Genomic DNA, 19868 nt, shown 5'->3' with positions numbered 1-19868 from the left:
GCAGCGCGGCGCTCAGCAGCGCGGCCGCGAGGTCGGTCCGGCCGCGAGGGCCGGCCGTCGAGGTCATGGTCATTGCTTCTCTCCCGAGGCCGGCACCGAGGAGGCGTCGGCCGCCTTGTTATAGAGGAACTGGCCGATCAGGTTCTCCAGCACCACCGCCGACTGCGTCTGCGTGATGATGTCGCCCGTGGCGAGGTTCTTTTCCGCCCCGCCCGGTTCCAGTCCGATGTATTGCTCGCCCAGCAGCCCGGACGTGAGGATCTTGGCCGAGCTGTCCTTGGGGAAGGCCACGCCCTGGTTCATGTTCAGGATCACGCGCGCCTGGAAGCTCTTGTCGTCGAACGAGATCGTGCCGACCCGGCCCACGACCACGCCGGCGCTCTTGACCGCGGCGCCCGGCTTCAGGCCGCCGATGTTGTCGAACTTGGCGGTGACCGTGTACGTGTCCTGGAAGTTCAGCGTCAGCAGGTTGCCGGCCTTCAGGGCCAGGAACAGCAGGGCCGCGCCGCCCAGCAGCACGAAGAACCCGACCAGCGCGTCATAACGAGAGGATTGCATCAGGCAACTCCGAGGTATCTCTTGAATTCGGTTGTCGTTCCAGCGGTCCGCGCGCGGGGCGTCAGATCGAGAACATCATGGCGGTCAGGATGAAGTCCAGGCCCAGCACGGCGAGCGAGGACAGCACCACGGTGCGGGTGGTCGCCTGCGACACGCCCTCGGGCGTGGGCTTGCAGGCATAACCTTGCAGCAGCGCGACGAAGCTGACGGTGATGCCGAAAACGACGCTCTTGACGAAGCCGTTGCCGACATCCTTGAACACGTCCACGCCGCCTTGCATCTGCGACCAGAACGAGCCCGCGTCGATGCCGATCAGCGGCACCGCCACCAGCCAGCCGCCCATGATCCCGACCGCCGAGAACACCGCCGCCAGCAAGGGCATCGCGATGAAGCCGGCCCAGAAGCGCGGCGCGAGCACGCGCTGCACCGGGTCGACCGCCATCATCTCCATCGCGCTGAGCTGCTCGCCGGCCTTCATCAGGCCGATTTCCGCGGTCAGCGAGGTACCGGCGCGTCCGGCGAACAGCAGCGCCGCCACGACCGGGCCGAGCTCGCGCACCAGGCTCAGCGCGACCAGCAGGCCGACGGCCTCGGCCGAGCCATAGCGCTGCAGCGTGTAGTAGCCCTGCAGCGCCAGCACGAAACCGACGAACAGGCCCGACACGCCAATGATCGACAGCGAGCGGTTGCCCAGGAAGTAGATCTGCTCGCGCACCAGCGCGAAGCGGCGCAGGCAGGCGCCCAGGTGCAGCAGCAGCGCGCCCAGCAGCCGGGCCGACCAGCCCCAGTCGCCGAGCTTCAGGCGCAGGCCGCGCCCGATCGAAGTGGCCAGGCCGATCATGCGGAGGCCTCCTGCGGCAGGCCGAAGTCCTCGCGGACCGGCTTGGCGGGCTGGTGGAAGCGCACCGGGCCGTCGGACTCGGCGTTGACGAACTGGTGCACCAGCGGGTCGCGGCTCTCGCGCAGTTCCTGGGGCGTGCCCTGGGCGACGACGCCGCCGTTGGCCACCATCACGACGTGGTCGGCGATGCCGAAGGTCTCGTGGATGTCGTGCGACACGATCACGCTGGTCAGGCCGAGCGCGTCGTTGAGGTCGCGGATCAGGCGGGCGGTCACGCCCAGCGAGATCGGATCCAGGCCGGCGAAGGGCTCGTCGTACAGCACGAGGTCGGGATCCAGCGCGATCGCGCGGGCCAGCGCGACGCGGCGGGCCATGCCGCCGGAGACCTCGTTGGGCATCAGGTCGCGGGCGCCGCGCAGGCCGACCGCGTTGAGCTTCATCAGCACCAGGTCGCGGATCATCGCCTCGGGCAGCCGGGTGTGCTCGCGCAGCGGGAAGGCGACGTTCTCGAACACGCTCAGGTCGGTGAACAGCGCGCCGAACTGGAACAGCATGCCCATGCGGCGACGCTGCGCGTACAGCTGGGCCTGGTCCATCGGCGCCAGGTCCTGCCCGTCGAACAGCACCTGTCCCGACTGCGGCCGCAGCTGGCGCGTCAGCAGGCGCAGCAGCGTCGTCTTGCCGCCGCCGGAGGACCCGATCAGCGCCATCACCTTGCCGCGCGGCAACGTCACGTTGACATCCTTGAGGATGACCCGGTCGCCATAACCGACGGTCACATCCCTCACTTCAATCAGTGGACGGACGTTTTTGGATGAATTGGGATCAGAGAATGCCATTTCCTTGGGATTGATCCAGGACGTTGCCGGGCGGCAGGCGTCCGGGAGCCGGGATCATAGGGTAAAGCCCGAATTGATGCCGGAGGGTCCCTGGGGCGGGGTGGCGATATGCGACAGCCCGATCAAGGGGGATTGACGGCGGGGGTTCGCTCCCCCGCTCATCGAATCGTGACGGACGTCACGACTGGAGGCCGCGGCGAGACGGGCGGAATGCGAGGCACGACGAGCGGCCTCGCCTTCCGCGGGCCGCTGCCGATAATTTCCGCAACAAGGAGCACAACATGTCTGGGATTCTCGGGAACCGTTCGCGGCTGGGCCGCCACCTCGTCGCGCGGGGCTTCACGCTGATCGAGCTGATGGTGGTGGTCGCCATCGTCGGCATCCTGGCGGGCATCGCCTATCCGGCCTACCGGGACTACGCGATGCGGGGTTCGCTGACCGACGCCGCCACCGGGCTGACCCAGGGACGGGCGGACATGGAGGCCTACTTCCAGAACTTCCGCACCTATGCCGCGTCCGGCGGCGCCTCGCCCCCGTGCGCGACGCCGCAGACCTACGGCAAGTTCGTCGTCACCTGCGCGGTCGCGCCGACGGCCACCACCTACCAGCTGGTCGCGACCAGCTCCGACACGGTGCTCAGCGGCTTCCGCTACACGATCACCCAGGCCGACGTGCGCGCCACCACCTCGGCGCCCACCGGCTGGAACACGTGCAACGTGAAGTGGCTGATGCGCAAGGGGGACACGTGCTGAGCGTGCGCCGCGCCGGCCGCGGGGTCACGCTCATCGAGCTGCTGATCGTCATCGCGATCATCGGCCTGAGCACCGCGCTGGCCGCGCCGGCGATCCGCTCCTGGTCCGCCAACGCGCAGGTCCGCACCGTCGGCAGCACGCTGTCGACCGGGCTGCGCCTGGCGCAGGCCGAGGCCGTCAAGAGCTTCCAGCCGGTGGTGTTCTACCGCACCGACCAGGCGACCTGCGTGGGCAACGAGCCCGCGGTGGCCGACGGCGCGTACTGGATCGTCAAGACCATCCCCAACCTCGTGCTGACCCTGCCGGGCGGCGGCAACGTGATCGCGCCGGCGCAGTGCGGCGCGATCTCGGACACGACCGCCAACCTGACGATCAAGGGCCCGCTGGCGGTGTGCTTCGGCCCGAGCGGCCGCCCGCTGGCGCTGAACAACCCGGTCGCGGGCGCCGCCGCCTGCAACATGCCGGCGTCCGGCCAGATCGTCTACTGGGTCGACACCACCGTCGACGTGCGCAACATGAAGCGGCTGTCCGTCTGGGTGACCCTGGGTGGCGGCGTGCGGCTGTGCGACCGGGACCGCCTCGAGGCCGATGTGCCCGACGGCTGCCCGCGGACCAACGTCGGCTGGACCGTGTGACGCCATGAAACCCTTCCAAAACGCCCGCTCCACCCCGCGCCGCCGCGCGCGCGGCATGACGCTGATCGAGTTGATGGTCGCGATGATGGTCATGACGGTCGGCATCGTCGGCCTGGTGACGCTGATGGCGCGTGCCTCGCAGACCTCCTCGGCGACCGAGGACAACCTGCGCGCGTCGCTGCTGGCCAGCGACATGGTCAACGCGATGTGGCTGGCCAACTCGCCCAACGTCGACTCGGCGGCCTGGTCCGCCCGGGTGGCCGATGCGTCGCAGTCGGGCCTGCAGAACGCGGCCGGCGCCGTCGCCGTCGCCGCCGACCGCACCGCCACGATCACCATCACCTGGACCACGCCCACGGGTGCCGCGCGCCGCTACACCACCGACGTGCGCCTGAACTGATCATGACGATGACCCGACACCTCCCCCCTCGCCCGGTCCGCCGGGCGCAGGGCTTCACGCTGGTCGAGCTGCTCATCTCGATGACGATCGGCCTGGTGCTGATCGCCGCGCTGGGCGTCATCATGACGCGCTACGAGACCTCCAAGCGCCGCAACTCCACCACCTCCGACCTGGCGCTGAACGTGGGCTACATCGCCTACGACCTGGACCGCCAGCTGCGCAGCGCCGGCTCGGGCCTGTCGCAGAACACTGGCTCGCTGGGCTGCCGGATCAACGCCTCGCTCAACGGCACGGTGATCCTGCCGGGCCCCGGCGCCTTCCCGGCGCCGTTCGCCGGCGTCGACACGGCGGTGCGCGCGCTGCCGGTGCTCGTGTACCCGGGCCAGGGCAACAACGGCTCGGACGTGATCCAGGTGATGACCGCCTCGGCGGGCCTGAGCGAGGCGCCGATGGAGGTGCTGCTGGGCAGCGTCACGGCCAACTCGCTACAGCTGAACAACACGCTGGGCATCCGGGGCAGCGACATCATGCTGCTGACCGACCCGGCCCCGCGCGACTGCCTGGTGGTGCAGGCCAATCCGACCTATGCCGGCGGCGCCGGCAATCCGCAGGTCAACTTCGCCGGGCCGTACTTCAACGGCGCCGCCGGTCCCGGCATCACGAGCTTCGGCACGGCCGGCAGCGCGCTGATCAACATGGGCAACCAGACGGGCAACATCCCGCGGCTGCAACTGCTGGGCATCAATGGCTCGCGGCAGCTGGTCGCCTACGACCTGCTCCGGCTGAACAACATGCCGGGCGCCCCGACGACGCCGGTGCCGCTGGCCGACAACGTCATGGACATGCGGGTGCGCTACGGCATCAGCGGCGGCCAGGACGGCATCGTGAGCGCCTGGATCGCGCCCAACACCGGCGCCTTCACGACCTTGGCGATGAATGCCGCGACGGGCAATGCCTCGCCGGCGGTGAACATCGTGGCGTTGCGCGTCGCGCTGCTGCTGCGCGGCGACCGCATCGAGGACAGCGGCCCGGTGTCGCCGACGTCGTTCACGATGTTCCAGTCGCTGGGCGCCGGCGCGCAGGTGATCGTCGGCCTGCCCGCGGGCGAGGAGAAGCGCAACTACAAGGTCGTCGAGTTCACGGTCCCGTTGCGCAATCCCATCATGGCGTCGCCGTTCCGCACGCCGCCCCCCTGAACGAGCGCCCCTGTCTCCACAAGGACCCCGACGATGCGTCCCCTTCCCCCGCCCTCCCGAGCCGCGCGAGCGGCGCGCCGACAGCGCGGCGTGATCATGGTGATCGCGCTGGTCACGCTGGCCATCCTGCTGATCGGCGCGGCCGCGACGATGCGCTCGATGAGCGTGTCGATGCTGAACTCCGGCAACTTCGGCTTCAAGCGCGACATGACCAACCAGGCCGAGCGCGCGGTGCGCGCCGCCTTCACGTCGCTGACCACCGGCGGGCTCGCCGATCCGCTGAACCGCCAGGTCAGCAGCCCGACGCTGAACTACAGCGCGACGCTGCTGCCCAGCGACGCCTCCGGCATTCCGCTGGCGATGCTGAACCTGAACGACATCGACGGCCTGAACGGCCTGGGCGTCGGCGGCAACGCGATCAAGGACCAGGCCGACGGCATCGAGCTCCATTACCTGATCGACCGCCTGTGCACGACGGGCGGCACCTACACGGTGAACAACTGCCAGGTGCTCGGTCGCTCCGACAACTCGGGCTACAACCCGCGCAATCCGAAGGTCGTGCCGCAACCGACCTACCGCATCACGGTGCGTGTCCGCGGCCCGCACGATTCCTACGCGTTCTATCAGACGACCTACACGTCGACCAACTGATCGAGGTCATGATGTCCCTTTCCACACTTCGCCGGTGCCTGCTGGGCGCCGCTGCCGCGAGCGCGCTGTGCGCCGCCGGTTCCGGTGCCCTGGCCCAGACGCTGCTGGCCGACAAGCCGGTCTTCGCCTCCGTGTCCGTGCCGGGCAACCTGGCGCTGGCGCTGTCGGTCGAATTCCCGACCGCGGTCGGCAACGCCCACCTGGACACGGTCTACAACCCGGCGTCGACCTACCTGGGCTACTTCGACCCGTACAAGTGCTACGACTATGTGCTGGCGAACTCGTTGGCGGCGGGGGGTGTCGATGTCGACCACTTCGCGCCGACAGCCACGAACACGACGCGCACCTGCACCGGCAAGTGGAGCGGCAACTTCCTGAACTGGGCGACGACGCAGACGATCGACCCGTTCCGCTGGGCGCTGACCGGCGGCCAGCGCGTCGTCGACACGGCCACCGCCACAGTGATCGAGAAAGCGTGGGCCAGCGGCCAGGGCAGCACCTCCAACTTCCCGGACCGCACGCTGAGCGACATGCAGAGCGTCATCCGGGGCGCGACGCCATTCAACTGGACCGACCTGCGGCTGCGCATCCAGGGCATGGGCAACCTGCTGCGCTTCACCAGCACCGGCAACAACAACAGCAGCACGGCGCCCACGCCGTACACGCCGGGCGCCACCGTGGCCGTCGGCACGTCTTACACAGTGGCGGTGCGCGCGCGCGTCTGCGACGCGCGGCTGGGCATCGGTTTCCTCGAGGGCCGGTGCAAGCAGTACGGCACCAACTACAAGCCCGAGGGCCTGATCCAGCAGTACGCGGACCAGATCCGCTTCAGCGCGTTCGGCTATCTGAACGACGGGACCGTGAGCCGCGACGGCGGCGTGCTGCGCGCGCGCCAGAAGTTCGTGGGGCCGAGCAAGCCGGTCCCCGGCGGCGATCCGGTCGACAACGCGGCGAAGGAATGGGACTCGGCCACCGGCATCATGGTGACCAACCCCGACTCGACCGATGCCGCGGCGACCTCGACCGCCTTCAGCACGACGATCTCCAACAGCGGGGTGATGAACTACCTGAACAAGTTCGGCGCCTCGAAGACCTACAAGACCTATGACCCGGTCGGCGAGCTGTACTACACGGCGCTGCGCTACTTCCGCAACATCGGCAACGTGTCGTCGTACACCGACACCTCGGGCGCGAATGCGACGACCAAGGCGACGTGGGCCGACGGCTTCCCGGTGATCACCAGCTGGGACGACCCGATCCAGTACTACTGCCAGAAGAACTTCATCCTGGGCATCGGCGACGTCAACACCCACGCTGACCGCAACCTGCCCGGCGCCAGTGGCGCGTCCGAGCCGACCAAGCCGGGCGAGGTCTCCGCCGACACCGGCTTCAACGCCACGACCTGGACCAACATGGTCGGCACGATGGCGGGCATCAACAACCTGGCGTCGATCTCGCCCTACAACAACCCGGCCTGCTGCACCAACAACGGTGCGCTGATGGCCGGCATGGCGTACTGGGCCAACACCAACGACATCCGTCCGACGCCGGGCAACGACATTAAGACCACCGGCAAGCAGACGGTCCAGACCTACTGGCTGGACGTGCTGGAGGCCTCGACCTACAAGACCAACAACCAGTACTACCTGGCCACGAAGTACGGCGGCGCGGTGCTGCCCACCGACTTCGACCCGACCGGCCGCACGACCGACCTGCCGCAGGCGTACTGGCACACCGGCCCGTCGACCGACACCGTGGGCAGCCAACTGCGCCCGGACACCTACTACACCGCCGCGCGTCCCGACCTGATGGTCAGCGGCCTGACGTCGGCGTTCGCGAGCATCGCGTCGCGGATGAAGGCGCTGTCGACCTCGTTCACCAACGCGCAGCAGTCGGTGGCGGCGGGCACGGCCAACTACGCCTCGCAGTTCGACGCCGCGACCTGGTCCGGCGACGTGATCGCGAGCTCGCTCAACGTCAGCGGCACCAGCATCTCGGCGACCGACGTCTGGCGCTTCTCGACCAAGCTGGACGCGCAGGCCAGCGGCACCGGCTGGAAGACCAACCGCCTCATGGTGACCGTCAACGATTCGACCAAGGCGGCGGTGCCGTTCCTCCTGGGCAATCTCAGCAACGCGCAGTCGACCTCGCTGAACACCAGTTACCGCGGCGGTGACGCGCAGGACTATCTGAATTACCTGCGCGGCGACCGCACCCAGGAACAGAGCTCGACCGTCAACGGCAGCTCGAAGAAGTACCGCGACCGCTCGTCCCTGGTCGGCGACATCGTCAACGCCAAGCTGATCGTCGTGGGTCCGCCCTCGCTGAACCTGTCCGAGGTCAGCAATCCGGGCTACAGCGCCTACAAGGCCGCAAAGTCCAGGCGCCCCAACGTCGTCATCGCCGGCACCAACCAAGGCGTCGTGCATGTGATCGACGGCAGCTTGTCCGGTGCGACGGCGGGTCGTGAACTCTTCGCCTACATCCCCAGCGCGGTCTTCGCCGGCCCGACCAACACGCCGGCGGTCAACGGCCTGCAATCGCTGGGCAATCCGAACTTCAACCACTACTTCATGGTCGACGCGCCGCCGGTGACGATGGACGTGGACTTCGGCAACACCGTCGGGGGCTCCGGCTCCGACTGGCGTTCGATCGTCGTGGGCGGCCTGGGCAAGGGCGGCAAGATGATCTACGCCCTGGATGTGACCGACTTGGACCCGACCGCGATGACGACTGAAACCATCGCGGCAACCAAGGTCCTCTGGGAGTTCACCGAAGCCGACATGGGCTACACCTTCGGCCAGCCGCTGGTCACGCGGACCGCGGCCCATGGCTGGGTGGTCATCGTGCCGGCCGGTCACAACAACGGCAGCGGCAAGAACCACCTGTACATCATCAACGCCCGCACCGGCACGCTGATCACCCGCATCGACACGCCGGCCGGCGTGACCGTGACCGACGACGACGGTTCCGGCGCCAGCCCGTCGGGCATGACCCAGGTGACGGCCTTCTATCCGGACCTGACCTCGCTGGTGGCCGAGTCGGTCTACGCCGGCGACCTGCGTGGCTCGGTGTGGCGCTTCGACCTGCGCAACACGCCTTTCCCGCAAGGCATCAAGGTGGCGCGCGCGACCGACCAGGCCAACGCGACGCAGCCCATCACGACGCGCGTGCTGCCGGTCATCCAGCCGGAGACGGGCCGCCGCTTCATGGTGTTCGGCACCGGCAAGATGCTGTCCGCCAACGACATCAACAGCACGCAGCTGCAGCGCATGTACGCCATCGCCGACGGCTCGGCGGGCAAGTTCAACGTCGCCTCCGACCTGCCGGCGTCGGTCAGTTATCCGATCGGCAACGCCAAGCTGCGCCAGCTGACGGACGTGACGCAGCCGATCACGATCGACTACACGCAGCAGATGGGCTGGTACCTGAACGTCGCCAACGGCTACCGCGTCGTGACCGACCCGACGTACTTCGGCGGCATCGTGGTGTTCACCGCGACGGTGCCGAACAACAGCAACCCGTGCTCGCCGTCGGGCAGCAGCATCGTGTACGCGTTGAGCCTGGGCACCGGCCAGACGCAGTTCACGAACAACGCGGCCTACTTCGACCCGGGCTTCGGCGTGATCGACGCGCAGTTCATCTACACGCCCAATGGGCCGAAGCTGCTGATCAGCGGCACGACGCCCAGCGCGACCTGCGGAGGCGGCACGCTGTGCCTGCCGCCGACGAACGATCCGAAGGGCATCGGCAACAAGCTGCTGAACTGGCGCGAGATCCCGCTGCGCAACGCGACGGGCGGCATCCAGTAAGACGAGCGACGCTCCCAATGAAAAGCCCGGCGGTTGCCGGGCTTTTTCTTTTGTCGGGTGCGGTGAGGATCCCGCGAACCTAGCGGATCCTCACGCGCGGGATCAACGCGGCAGCGCGCTGTCTCCCATCAGGAACTCGTCGATCGACCGGGCGGCCTGGCGGCCTTCGCGGATGGCCCAGACGACCAGCGACTGGCCGCGGCGCATGTCGCCAGCGGCGAACACCTTCGCCGCGTTGGTCTTGTAGCCGCCGTTGAAGTCCGTCGTCGCCTTGGCGTTGCCCCGCGCGTCCTTGCTGACGCCGAAGGCCTCGACGATCGACGCCACCGGGCTCACGAAACCCATCGCCAGCAGCACCAGGTCGGCCTTGAGCACCTGCTCGCTGCCCGGCACCTCGGCCATCTTGCCGTTGACCCACTCGACCCGGACCGTCTTCACGCCGACGACCTTGCCCTTGTCCTTGCCCTCGCCGCCGACGAACTCCTTCGTGGCGATCGCGAACTCGCGCTCGCAGCCCTCCTCGTGGCTCGACGAGGTGCGCAGCTTGATCGGCCAGTAGGGCCAGGTCAGCGGCCGGTCCTCGACCTCGGGCGGCTGCGGCATCAGCTCGAACTGGGTGACGCTCTTGGCGCCGTGGCGGTTGCTGGTGCCGACGCAATCGCTGCCGGTGTCGCCGCCGCCGATCACGATCACATGCTTGCCGTCCGCGCGGATCTGGCTCTTGAGCTTGTCGCCGGCGTTGATCTTGTTCTGCTGCGGCAGGAACTCCATCGCGAAATGCACGCCCGCCAGGTCACGGCCCGGCACCGGCAGGTCGCGCGACTGCTCCGCGCCGCCGGCCAGCAGCACCGCGTCGAACTGCTGCGACAACTCGTCGGCCGTCACCACGTCCTTGGCCCAGTTGGTGACCTTCGAGCCCTCGGGCAGGTGCGCCACCATCACGCCGGTGCGGAACACCACGCCCTCCGCCTCCATCTGCTGGACGCGGCGGTCGATGTGGCTCTTCTCCATCTTGAAGTCGGGAATGCCGTATCTCAGCAGGCCGCCGACCCGGTCGTTCTTCTCGAACACCGTCACGTCGTGGCCGGCGCGCGCCAGCTGCTGCGCCGCCGCCAGCCCGGCCGGGCCGGAACCGACGACCGCCACCTTCTTGCCGGTTCTCAGCTTGGCCGGTCTGGGCGTCACCCAGCCCTCGGCCCAGGCGCGGTCGATGATCGCGTGCTCGATCGACTTGATGCCGACCGCGTCGTCATTGACGTTGAGCGTGCAGGCCGCCTCGCAGGGCGCGGGGCAGATGCGGCCGGTGAACTCGGGGAAGTTGTTGGTCGAGTGCAGCACCGCGATGGCGCTCTTCCAGTCCGTCTCGCCGCCCCGGTACACCAGGTCGTTGAAGTCCGGAATGATGTTGTTGACCGGGCAGCCGCTGTTGCAGAACGGCGTGCCGCAGTCCATGCATCGCGCGCCCTGCTGCTTCGCCTGCTCGACGTTCAGGCCGATGACGAATTCCTTGTAATGGCCGAGCCGCGTCTCGACGGGCGCGTAGCCCTCTTCCAGACGCTCGTACTCCATGAAGCCGGTGACTTTTCCCATGTCGGCTTTCTCCTGAATGCCTGAATCCTGATTCCTGTGATCCCGGGCGGCGGACCGCTCAGACCTTGGCCTTGGCGGCCGGCGCCTTGGCGTGCGCGATCGTGGCGGCCGTCTCCTTCGCGGCACCCAGCTCGCCGAGCGCGCGGCGGTACTCGGTCGGGAACACCTTGACGAACTTGGCGCGCGACTCGGCCCAGTGGTCCAGGATGTCCCGCGCGCGCTGGCTGCCGGTCCAGCGGTGGTGGTCCTCGATCAGCTTCTTGAGGATGGCCTCGTCGGTGCGCACCTCGCCGTCGCCGAGCTTGTGCCAGATAGCCTTGTCGACCGTGGCCTCCTGCTCGTGCGCCGGCAGCAGCTTGTCCAGCGACACCATGCTGGTGTTGCAGCGCTTGGCGAACTGGCCGTCCTCGTCGAAGACGTAGGCGATGCCGCCGCTCATGCCGGCGGCGAAGTTGCGGCCGGTCTTGCCCAGCACCGCGACGGTGCCGCCGGTCATGTACTCGCAGCCGTGGTCGCCGGTGCCTTCGACGACCGCCGTCGCGCCCGACAGGCGCACCGCGAAGCGCTCGCCGGCCACGCCGCGGAAGAAGGCCTCGCCCTTGGTCGCGCCGTACAGCACGGTGTTGCCGACGATGATGTTCTTCGTCGCGTCGCCGCGGAAGTCGATCGAAGGACGCACCACCACGCGGCCACCCGACAGGCCCTTGCCGGTGTAGTCGTTGGCGTCGCCGATCAGGTAGAAGGTGATGCCCGAGGCCAGGAAGGCGCCGAAGCTCTGGCCGCCGGTACCCTCCATCTGGATGAAGATCGTGTGATCGGGCAGCCCTTCGGGATGACGGCGGACCAGTTCGCCGGAGAGCATCGCGCCCACCGTTCTGCGGACGTTGGTCACCTCCTGCATGAACTGCACCTTCTCGCCCTTGTCGAAGGCGGGCAGGCACTTCTCGATCAGCTTGACGTCGAGCGCGCGTTCCAGGCCATGGTCCTGGCGGTCGTTGTGCAGGCGGGCGACGTCGGCCGGCAGTTCCGGACGATGGAAGACGCGGCCGAAGTCCAGGCCCTTGGCCTTCCAGTGGCTGATGCCCTTCTTGGTGTCGAGCAGGTCGGCGCGGCCGATCAGCTCGTCGAACTTGCGCAGGCCCAGCTGCGCCATGATCTGGCGCGCCTCTTCCGCGACGAAGAAGAAGTAGTTCACCACGTGCTCGGGCTTGCCGCTGAACTTGCGGCGCAGCACCGGGTCCTGCGTGGCCACGCCCACGGGGCACGTGTTCAGGTGGCACTTGCGCATCATGATGCAGCCCTCGACCACCAGCGGCGCGGTCGCGAAGCCGAACTCGTCGGCGCCCAGCAGCGCGCCGATCACGACATCGCGGCCGGTCTTCATCTGGCCGTCGGCCTGCACGCGGACGCGGCCGCGCAACCGGTTCAGCACCAGCGTCTGCTGCGCCTCCGCCAGGCCGAGCTCCCACGGCGTGCCCGCATGCTTGATCGACGACCACGGCGAGGCGCCGGTGCCGCCGTCATGGCCGGCGATCACGATGTGATCGGCCTTGGCCTTGGCCACGCCCGCGGCGATCGTGCCGACGCCGACTTCCGACACCAGCTTCACCGAGATGTCGGCGCGCTGGTTGACGTTCTTCAGGTCGTGGATCAGCTGGGCCAGGTCCTCGATCGAGTAGATGTCGTGGTGCGGCGGCGGAGAGATCAGGCCGACGCCCGGCACGGAGTGGCGCAGGAAACCGATGTACTCGGTCACCTTGCCGCCGGGCAGCTGGCCGCCCTCGCCGGGCTTGGCGCCCTGCGCCATCTTGATCTGGATCTGGTCGGCGCTGACCAGGTACTCGGCGGTGACGCCGAAGCGGCCCGACGCGACCTGCTTGATGCGCGAGCGCATCGAGTCGCCGTCCTGCAGCTCGTAGTCGACCTCGATGACGTTCCCGCCGATCACGTCGGACACCTTCGTGCCCTGCACGATCTTGATGCCCTTGAGCTCGTTGCGGTAGCGGGCCGGATCCTCGCCGCCCTCGCCGGTGTTGCTCTTGCCGCCGATGCGGTTCATCGCGACGGCCAGCGTCGCGTGCGCCTCGGTGGAGATCGAGCCCAGCGACATCGCGCCGGTGGCGAAGCGCTTGACGATCTCGGCGGCCGGCTCGACCTCCTCGAGCGGGATCGCCTTGGCCGGATCGAACTTGAACTCGAACAGGCCGCGCAGCGTCATGTGGCGCTTGCTCTGGTCGTTGATCAGCTGGGCGTATTCCTTGTACGTGTCGAACTTGCCCGAGCGCGTGCTGTGCTGCAGCTTCGCGATCGCGTCGGGGGTCCACATGTGTTCCTCGCCGCGGGTGCGCCAGGCGTATTCACCGCCGGCGTCGAGCATGTGCTCCAGCACCGGGTCGTCGCCGAAGGCGGCGCGGTGCAGGCGCAGCGCCTCTTCCGCGACCTCGAACACGCCGATGCCGCCGACCTGCGTCGGCGTGCCGCGGAAGTACTTCTGCACGAAGTCCGACTTCAGGCCGATGGCTTCGAAGATCTGCGCGCCGCAGTAGGACATGTAGGTCGAGATGCCCATCTTGGACATGATCTTCGACAGCCCCTTGCCCACCGCCTTGATGTAGTTGTAGATCGCCTTGTCGGCCGAGAGCGCCGCGGGCAGCTCGGCACTCATCGCCTGCAGCGTCTCCAGCGCCAGGTAGGGGTGGACCGCCTCGGCGCCGAAGCCGGCCAGCACGGCGAAGTGGTGCACCTCGCGCGCGGTGCCGGTCTCGACCACGAGGCCGGCGGTCGTGCGCAGGCCCTCGCGCACCAGGTGGTGGTGGACGGCCGACAGCGCCAGCAGCGCCGGGATCGCCACGCGGTTCGCGCTCAGGTGGCGGTCGGTGATGATCAGGATGTTGTGGCCGCTCTTGATCGCGTCGACGGTCTCGGCGCACAGCGAGGCCAGTTGCGCCTCGACGCCCTCGCGGCCCCAATCCAGCGGATAGGTGATGTCGAGCTCATAGGGCTTGAACTTGCCGTTGGTGTGCGGCTCGATCGCGCGCAGGCGGGCCATCGACTCGAAGTCCAGCACCGGCTGCGTCACTTCGAGACGCATCGGCGGGTTGACCGCGTTGATGTCGAGCAGGTTGGGCTTGGGCCCGATGAAGCTGTTCAGCGACATCACGATCGCTTCGCGGATCGGGTCGATCGGCGGGTTGGTGACCTGCGCGAACAGCTGCTTGAAGTAGTTGTAGAGCGGCTTGTCCTTGTCGGACAGCACGGCCAGCGGGCTGTCGTTGCCCATCGAGCCGATGCCCTCCTCGCCATTGGCGGCCATCGGCGCGAGCAGGAACTTGATGTCCTCCTGCGTGAAGCCGAAGGCCTGCTGGCGGTCCAGCAGCGACGCGGGGAAGACCGGGGCGACCGCTTCCGGCGCCGGCACCTCGTCGAGCTTGACGCGGACGTTCTCGATCCACTGGCGGTACGGACGCGCGTTCGCGTACTGCGTCTTCAGCTCCTCGTCATCGATGATGCGGCCCTGCTCCAGGTCGATCAGGAACATCTTGCCGGGCTGCAGCCGCCACTTCTTGACGACGCGGGATTCGGGGATCGGCAGCACGCCGGACTCGGAGGCCAGCACGACCAGGTCGTCGTCGGTGACCCAGTAGCGGGCGGGGCGCAGGCCGTTGCGGTCCAGCGCGGCGCAGACCTGGCGGCCGTCGGTGAAGACCATCGCGGCCGGGCCGTCCCACGGTTCCATCATCGCGGCGTGGTACTCGTAGAACGCGCGGCGGCGCTCGTCCATCCACTCGTGCTGTTCCCAGGCCTCCGGGATCATCATCATCGCGGCGTGCGCGAGCGGGTAGCCCGACATCGTCAGCAGCTCGATGGCGTTGTCGAAGGTCGCCGTGTCGGACTGATGCTCGAAGCTGATCGGGTACAGCTTCTTCAGGTCGTCGCCCAGCACCGGGGACTTCATGACGCCCTCGCGGGCGCGCATCCAGTTGAAGTTGCCCTTGACGGTGTTGATCTCGCCGTTGTGCGCGACCATCCGGTACGGGTGGGCCAGCGGCCACTCGGGGAAGGTGTTGGTCGAGAAGCGCTGGTGCACCAGCGCGATCGCGGAGACGACCCGCGGATCGGCCAGGTCCCGGTAGTACTTGCCGACCTGGTCCGCCAGCAGCAGGCCCTTGTAGATGACGGTGCGGCAGCTCATCGACGGCACGTAGTACTCGCGGCTGTGCGTCAGCTGCAGCGCCTGGATCGCGCTGGAGGCGGTCTTGCGGATCACGTACAGCTTCCGCTCGAGCGCGTCGGGGACGATGATGTCCGGGCCGCGTCCGATGAAGATCTGCCGGATGATCGGTTCCTTCTCGCGCACCGTCGGCGACATCGGCATGTCGCGGTCGACCGGCACGTCGCGCCAGCCCAGCAGCACCTGGCCCTCGGCCTTGATCGCGCGGGCGAGTTCCTGCTCGCAGGCCAGCCGCGACGCGTGTTCCTTGGGCAGGAAGATCATGCCGACGCCGTACTCCCCGGGCGGCGGCAGCGTGACGCCCTGCGTCGCCATCTCGGCGCGATAGAACTCGTCGGGGATCTGGATCAGGATGCCGGCGCCGTCGCCCATCAGCTTGTCCGCGCCGACCGCGCCGCGGTGATCCAGGTTCTCCAGGATCTTCAGGCCCTGCTGGACGATGTGATGCGCCTTCTGGCCCTTGATGTGGGCGACGAAGCCCAGGCCGCAGGCGTCCTTCTCGTTCTTGCCGTCGTACAGGCCGTGGGCGGCGAGCTCGCGGATCTCGTTCGGGGACGTGGGGGACGACGCTTGCGCGGGGCGCGGATCTTGAGCTGCCGACATCGGTGGCCTCCTGGACTCTCGGGAAAACGAAACCCGCGCAGGTTAAGGCGCGTGCCGGAACGGCACAAGCAGAACTAAATAGGGTCAGGCTCGCTTTAACGAATGCGTTGTACGCCGATGTCGATTAAATGGGGACAGATTCAACTTCAATCCGTCTGGGGTGGCGTCTTGCGTGGCCGGCCGCGGGGACGCGGGCTCATCGGGCGGGCGCTGAGTTCGCCAAGCGACTGCAGGAAACGTGCCGATCCGAGCGGCCATCCCTTCAAGGCGGAATCGATCATCTGCTGGCGCTCGGCCTCGGATTCGCCCTCCTCCAGCCAGCGGCGCCAGGCCAGTTCGCGCTCGAACGGGGTGTTGCCGAGCGCCCAGAAACCGGGCGGATCGCTGACCAGCGGGTCGCGCCGGCGTCCGAGGTGGTGCGCCGCCGAGGACCAGGCGTAGTCGCCCGGCTCGGCGCTCAAGCCGGCACGCAGGGGATTGAGCTCGATGCTGCGCATGACGGCGAGCAGGTGGTTCTCCGCCTCCAGCGGCGCGGCGCGGAAGCGCCCTTCCCAGAGCGTGCCGACGCGGCCATGGCGGAGGTTGAAGGCGCTGACGTAGCGCCGCCCGAGCGCCTGCATCATGCGGCTCAGCCCATCGTCGGCGGAGGGCGTCGCGAGCAGGTGCAGGTGGTTGGGCATGACCACGTAGGCGTGGATCGCCACCTTGTGGGTGACGGCGCTGTCCTGCAGCGCGGCCAGCAGCGTGCGGCGGTCCTCGTCGTCGACGACGATCGGCTGCAGGTTGTGGCCGCGGTGGATCAGGTGATGCAGGTGGCCGGCCAGCGCCAGCCGGGGAAGTCGTGCCATGAGGGGTCCGCCATGAGTCTGACCCCAATTATGCGATGAGCTTCTTCCCCGTCAGCCGCTCGTGTTCCTTGAGCGCGAACCGGTCCGTCATGCCGGCGATGTAGTCGGCGCAGGCGCGCGCGTGATCGTCGCTGTCGGCGAAGTCGGCGGGGAGCCGGGACGGGTCGGTCAGGTAGAGGTGGAACAGTTCCCGCAACACCTGCTCGGCGCGGTCGCGCTGCTCCTGGACGACGGGATGCCGGTACAGGTTGGCGAACAGGAAACGCTTGAGCTCGGTGCTCGCATGGCGCATCTCGGGGCTGAAGCGCACGAGCGGCCCCTTGGCGCGGGCCTCGTCGGCGTCGGCCGGCGCGGCGGACCGGATCGCGGCGCCGGTGGCGTCGATGATGTCGTAGACCTGCTGCGACAGCATGCGGCGGATCGTTTCCGCCAGCAGCCGCTTGCCGGTCAGATGCGGGTAGTCGGCCAGCGTCTCGCGCAGGTAGCGGTGCACCAGCGGCACCTGCTCCAGTTGCTCCAGCGTGACCAGCCCCGAGCGCACGCCGTCGTCGACGTCATGCGCGTTGTAGGCCACCTCATCGGCCAGGTTGCACAGCTGCGCTTCCAGGCTCGGTTGCCCGCCGGCGAGGAAACGCGCCGCGACGCCGCCCGGCTCGCGGAGCTCGATCCGCTCGGCATCCCGCCGCGTGCAGTGCTTGAGGATGCCTTCGCGGCTTTCGAAGCTCAGGTTGAGCCCGTCGAAGGCCGGATAGCGCTGCTCGAGCTTGTCCACGACGCGCAGCGACTGCAGGTTGTGCTCGAAGCCGCCATGCGTCTTCATGCAGTCGTCCAGCACGTCCTGCCCGGCATGGCCGAAGGGGGTGTGGCCCAGGTCGTGCGCCAGGGCGATGGTCTCGATCAGGTCCTCGTCCAGGCCCAAGCTGCGGCCGATCGAGCGTCCGAGTTGCGCCACTTCCAGCGAATGCGTCAGCCGCGTGCGGAACAGGTCGCCCTCATGGTTCAGGAACACCTGGGTCTTGTAGACCAGCCGCCGGAACGCGGTGCTGTGGACGATGCGGTCGCGGTCGCGCTGGTACTCGCTGCGCGTCGGGGCCGGCGCCTCGGGATGACGGCGACCGCGGCTGCGCGCGGGATCGGAGGCATAGGGCGCGCGCAGCATCGTCATCGTCGGTTCAGGGGCTCAGGGTTGTCCGGGCGCCGTGTGGGCGGCGATCACCTCGGCCACCATCGCATCGGGCGCTCCCCGCATGCCGGCCTGGCCGAGGCCCTCGATGACGACGAACCGGATCTCGCCGCCTTCATTCTTCTTGTCGACCCGCATCAGCTCGAGCCAGCGATCGATCGGCATCGGCGGCGCCAGGATCGGCAGGCGCGCGCGCTCGATCAGCCGCGTCATCCGGTCGACGAAGGCGGCCGGCACCAAACCCAGCCGGGCGGACAGCTCGGACGCCAGGACCATGCCGCAGCCCACGCCCTCGCCATGCAGCCACTCGCCATAACCCAGCCCGGTCTCGATCGCGTGGCCGAAGGTGTGGCCGAAATTCAGGATGGCGCGCAGGCCGGCCTCGCGCTCGTCCTGGCCCACGACCCAGGCCTTGATCTCGCAGCTGCGCTTCACCGCGTAAGCCAGCGCTGACTTGTCGCGCGCCAGCAAGGCATCCAGGCTGGCCTCGATCCAGTCGAGGAAGGCGGTGTCGGCGATCGGGCCGTACTTGATGATCTCGGCCAAGCCGGCCGAGAGCTCCCGATCGGGCAGCGTGTCCAGCGTGTCCAGGTCGGCGATCACGCGGACCGGCTGGTAGAACGCGCCGACCATGTTCTTGCCGCGCGGGTGGTTGATCGCCGTCTTGCCACCGACCGAGGAGTCGACCTGCGCCAGCAGCGTCGTCGGCACCTGCACGAAGGGCACGCCGCGCATGTAGATCGCCGCGGCGAAGCCGGTCAGGTCGCCGATCACGCCGCCGCCCAGCGCAAACAGCACCGTCTTGCGGTCGGCCGCGCCGGCCAGCAGGTGGTCGATGACCGTGTCCAGCGAGGCCCAGCTCTTGTGCTGCTCGCCGTCGGGCAGGACGACCGCGTCGACCTGCCGGTAATGAGGCGCGAGCTGGCGCTTGAGCCGCTCCAGGTACAGCGGCGCGACCCGGTCGTTGGTGACGATCAGCGCCGTCGCGGCGCGCGGCAGAGCGGCCCAGGACGACGGGGCGTCGAACAGGCCGGAACCGATGAGGATGTCGTAGCGGCGATCGCCGAGATCGATGGCGACCGTGGAGGCGTCGGCGGGCGTGGCCGCCGCGGAGGACGTCGGATCAGGGAGCGGAGCGGTCATTCCCGGAAGTGTACGGGGCCTCGCTCGCCCCCACGGTGGCCGCGACCCGTGCCGGATCGATCAGCCCCGCCAGCTCCAGCTGCATCAGGATCATGTTGGCCAGCCCATGCACCGACGGTCGGCTCGACTCGAGCACGAAGTGCGCGCAGCGCCGGTACAGCGGATCGCGCTGCCCATAGAGCTCGCGCAGCTTCGCCTGCGGATTGGCCACCTGCAGCAGCGGGCGTTGCGTGTCGTGCCGGAGGCGCCTGAAGAGTTCTTCTGGCGACGACCTCAGGTACACGACCGTCGAAGCCGCCTTGAGCCGGTCCCGATTGATCTCGCGCAACACGGCCCCCCCGCCGGTCGCCAGGATCATTTCCTGGCCTGCGGCCGAGCGCTCGAGCAGCCGCGCGATGACCTGCGATTCGAGGTCCCGAAACGACGATTCGCCCTCACGGGCGAAGTAGTCCTTGATCGACTCGCCGCCGAGATCCTTCTCGATCTCGGCGTCGGAGTCGATGAACGGCATGTCCAGTTGCCGCGCCAGCAGGCGCCCGACGGTGGATTTCCCCCCGCCAGGCATGCCGACCAACGCGATCACCAG

General features: G+C 68.4%; 15 protein-coding genes. 6 read left to right on the top strand and 9 right to left on the bottom strand.

The window, feature by feature from the left end; genetic code table 11:
- Positions 1 to 69: 69 nt before the first annotated feature.
- From mlaD to N5D62_RS06750, 3 genes are all read right to left on the bottom strand, one after another.
- A complete protein-coding gene (mlaD, locus tag N5D62_RS06760) occupies positions 70 to 558 on the bottom strand; it encodes an outer membrane lipid asymmetry maintenance protein MlaD (RefSeq protein ID WP_279756891.1) in 489 nt (162 codons plus the stop codon).
- Positions 559 to 619: 61 nt separating this feature from the next.
- Positions 620 to 1399, bottom strand: a complete 780-nt coding sequence (mlaE, locus tag N5D62_RS06755) for a lipid asymmetry maintenance ABC transporter permease subunit MlaE (RefSeq protein ID WP_279756890.1) — start codon at positions 1397 to 1399, stop codon at positions 620 to 622.
- The gene (locus N5D62_RS06750; RefSeq protein ID WP_279756889.1) at positions 1396 to 2238 is read right to left on the bottom strand and encodes an ABC transporter ATP-binding protein; all 843 of its coding nucleotides are present in this window, start codon (positions 2236 to 2238) and stop codon (positions 1396 to 1398) included. Before N5D62_RS06750 ends, mlaE begins: the two co-directional genes overlap by 4 nt.
- Before the next feature lie 281 nt (positions 2239 to 2519).
- Here N5D62_RS06750 and N5D62_RS06745 point away from each other — a divergent pair, with 281 nt between their 5' ends.
- From N5D62_RS06745 to N5D62_RS06720, 6 genes are read left to right on the top strand one after another with little or no spacing between them, the layout of a single operon-like run.
- Entirely contained in the window at positions 2520 to 2990 is a 471-nt protein-coding gene (locus N5D62_RS06745; protein ID WP_279756888.1) for a prepilin-type N-terminal cleavage/methylation domain-containing protein, read from the top strand.
- Positions 2984 to 3625 (top strand): prepilin-type N-terminal cleavage/methylation domain-containing protein, encoded by a 642-nt coding sequence (locus N5D62_RS06740; protein WP_279756887.1) that lies wholly within the window; start codon positions 2984 to 2986, stop codon positions 3623 to 3625. Before N5D62_RS06745 ends, N5D62_RS06740 begins: the two co-directional genes overlap by 7 nt.
- A gap of 4 nt (positions 3626 to 3629) precedes the next feature.
- Complete coding sequence (locus tag N5D62_RS06735) at positions 3630 to 4025, top strand: prepilin-type N-terminal cleavage/methylation domain-containing protein (protein WP_279756886.1); 396 nt, start codon at positions 3630 to 3632, stop codon at positions 4023 to 4025.
- An 8-nt stretch (positions 4026 to 4033) separates the two neighbouring features.
- The gene (locus tag N5D62_RS06730) at positions 4034 to 5221 is read left to right on the top strand and encodes a PilW family protein (protein WP_279756885.1); all 1188 of its coding nucleotides are present in this window, start codon (positions 4034 to 4036) and stop codon (positions 5219 to 5221) included.
- Between the two features lie 33 nt (positions 5222 to 5254).
- Complete coding sequence (locus N5D62_RS06725; protein ID WP_279756883.1) at positions 5255 to 5872, top strand: hypothetical protein; 618 nt, start codon at positions 5255 to 5257, stop codon at positions 5870 to 5872.
- Positions 5873 to 5883: 11 nt separating this feature from the next.
- Positions 5884 to 9684: a PilC/PilY family type IV pilus protein gene (locus tag N5D62_RS06720; RefSeq protein WP_279756882.1), complete on the top strand. Its 3801-nt coding sequence runs from the start codon at positions 5884 to 5886 to the stop codon at positions 9682 to 9684.
- 102 nt (positions 9685 to 9786) lie between these two features.
- Here N5D62_RS06720 and N5D62_RS06715 read toward each other — a convergent pair whose 3' ends face one another.
- From N5D62_RS06715 to N5D62_RS06690, 6 genes are all read right to left on the bottom strand, one after another.
- Complete coding sequence (locus N5D62_RS06715; RefSeq protein WP_279756881.1) at positions 9787 to 11274, bottom strand: glutamate synthase subunit beta; 1488 nt, start codon at positions 11272 to 11274, stop codon at positions 9787 to 9789.
- Between the two features lie 58 nt (positions 11275 to 11332).
- On the bottom strand, positions 11333 to 16108 hold the full coding sequence (locus N5D62_RS06710) for a glutamate synthase-related protein (protein ID WP_279756880.1): 4776 nt from the start codon (positions 16106 to 16108) through the stop codon (positions 11333 to 11335).
- Between the two features lie 146 nt (positions 16109 to 16254).
- Positions 16255 to 16956 (bottom strand): transposase, encoded by a 702-nt coding sequence (locus tag N5D62_RS06705; protein WP_279756879.1) that lies wholly within the window; start codon positions 16954 to 16956, stop codon positions 16255 to 16257.
- A gap of 28 nt (positions 16957 to 16984) precedes the next feature.
- Positions 16985 to 18115 (bottom strand): deoxyguanosinetriphosphate triphosphohydrolase, encoded by a 1131-nt coding sequence (locus N5D62_RS06700; protein WP_279756900.1) that lies wholly within the window; start codon positions 18113 to 18115, stop codon positions 16985 to 16987.
- A gap of 21 nt (positions 18116 to 18136) precedes the next feature.
- Positions 18137 to 19282: a 3-dehydroquinate synthase gene (gene aroB / locus N5D62_RS06695; RefSeq protein ID WP_279756877.1), complete on the bottom strand. Its 1146-nt coding sequence runs from the start codon at positions 19280 to 19282 to the stop codon at positions 18137 to 18139.
- Entirely contained in the window at positions 19263 to 19868 is a 606-nt protein-coding gene (locus tag N5D62_RS06690) for a shikimate kinase (RefSeq protein WP_279756899.1), read from the bottom strand. The genes aroB and N5D62_RS06690 overlap by 20 nt, the downstream gene beginning before the upstream one ends.

Origin of the sequence: Mitsuaria sp. GD03876 (genome assembly GCF_029840635.1) — a bacterium.
GTDB lineage: Bacteria > Pseudomonadota > Gammaproteobacteria > Burkholderiales > Burkholderiaceae_C > Roseateles.
Note: the sequence above shows the minus strand (reverse complement) of the source record. Positions and strands in the feature narration are given on the sequence as shown.

Excerpts from the sequence above, each read along its gene's own strand:
- N5D62_RS06715 (WP_279756881.1), bottom strand. The coding sequence starts at position 11,274 with ATGGGAAAAGTCACCGGCTTCATGGAGTACGAGCGTCTGGAAGAGGGC.
- mlaE (WP_279756890.1), bottom strand. The coding sequence starts at position 1,399 with ATGATCGGCCTGGCCACTTCGATCGGGCGCGGCCTGCGCCTGAAGCTC.
- mlaD (WP_279756891.1), bottom strand. The coding sequence starts at position 558 with ATGCAATCCTCTCGTTATGACGCGCTGGTCGGGTTCTTCGTGCTGCTG.
- N5D62_RS06735 (WP_279756886.1), top strand. The coding sequence starts at position 3,630 with ATGAAACCCTTCCAAAACGCCCGCTCCACCCCGCGCCGCCGCGCGCGC.
- N5D62_RS06700 (WP_279756900.1), bottom strand. The coding sequence starts at position 18,115 with ATGCTGCGCGCGCCCTATGCCTCCGATCCCGCGCGCAGCCGCGGTCGC.
- aroB (WP_279756877.1), bottom strand. The coding sequence starts at position 19,282 with ATGACCGCTCCGCTCCCTGATCCGACGTCCTCCGCGGCGGCCACGCCC.
- N5D62_RS06725 (WP_279756883.1), top strand. The coding sequence starts at position 5,255 with ATGCGTCCCCTTCCCCCGCCCTCCCGAGCCGCGCGAGCGGCGCGCCGA.
- N5D62_RS06710 (WP_279756880.1), bottom strand. The coding sequence starts at position 16,108 with ATGTCGGCAGCTCAAGATCCGCGCCCCGCGCAAGCGTCGTCCCCCACG.
- N5D62_RS06705 (WP_279756879.1), bottom strand. The coding sequence starts at position 16,956 with ATGGCACGACTTCCCCGGCTGGCGCTGGCCGGCCACCTGCATCACCTG.
- N5D62_RS06750 (WP_279756889.1), bottom strand. The coding sequence starts at position 2,238 with ATGGCATTCTCTGATCCCAATTCATCCAAAAACGTCCGTCCACTGATT.
- N5D62_RS06745 (WP_279756888.1), top strand. The coding sequence starts at position 2,520 with ATGTCTGGGATTCTCGGGAACCGTTCGCGGCTGGGCCGCCACCTCGTC.
- N5D62_RS06720 (WP_279756882.1), top strand. The coding sequence starts at position 5,884 with ATGTCCCTTTCCACACTTCGCCGGTGCCTGCTGGGCGCCGCTGCCGCG.
- N5D62_RS06730 (WP_279756885.1), top strand. The coding sequence starts at position 4,034 with ATGACCCGACACCTCCCCCCTCGCCCGGTCCGCCGGGCGCAGGGCTTC.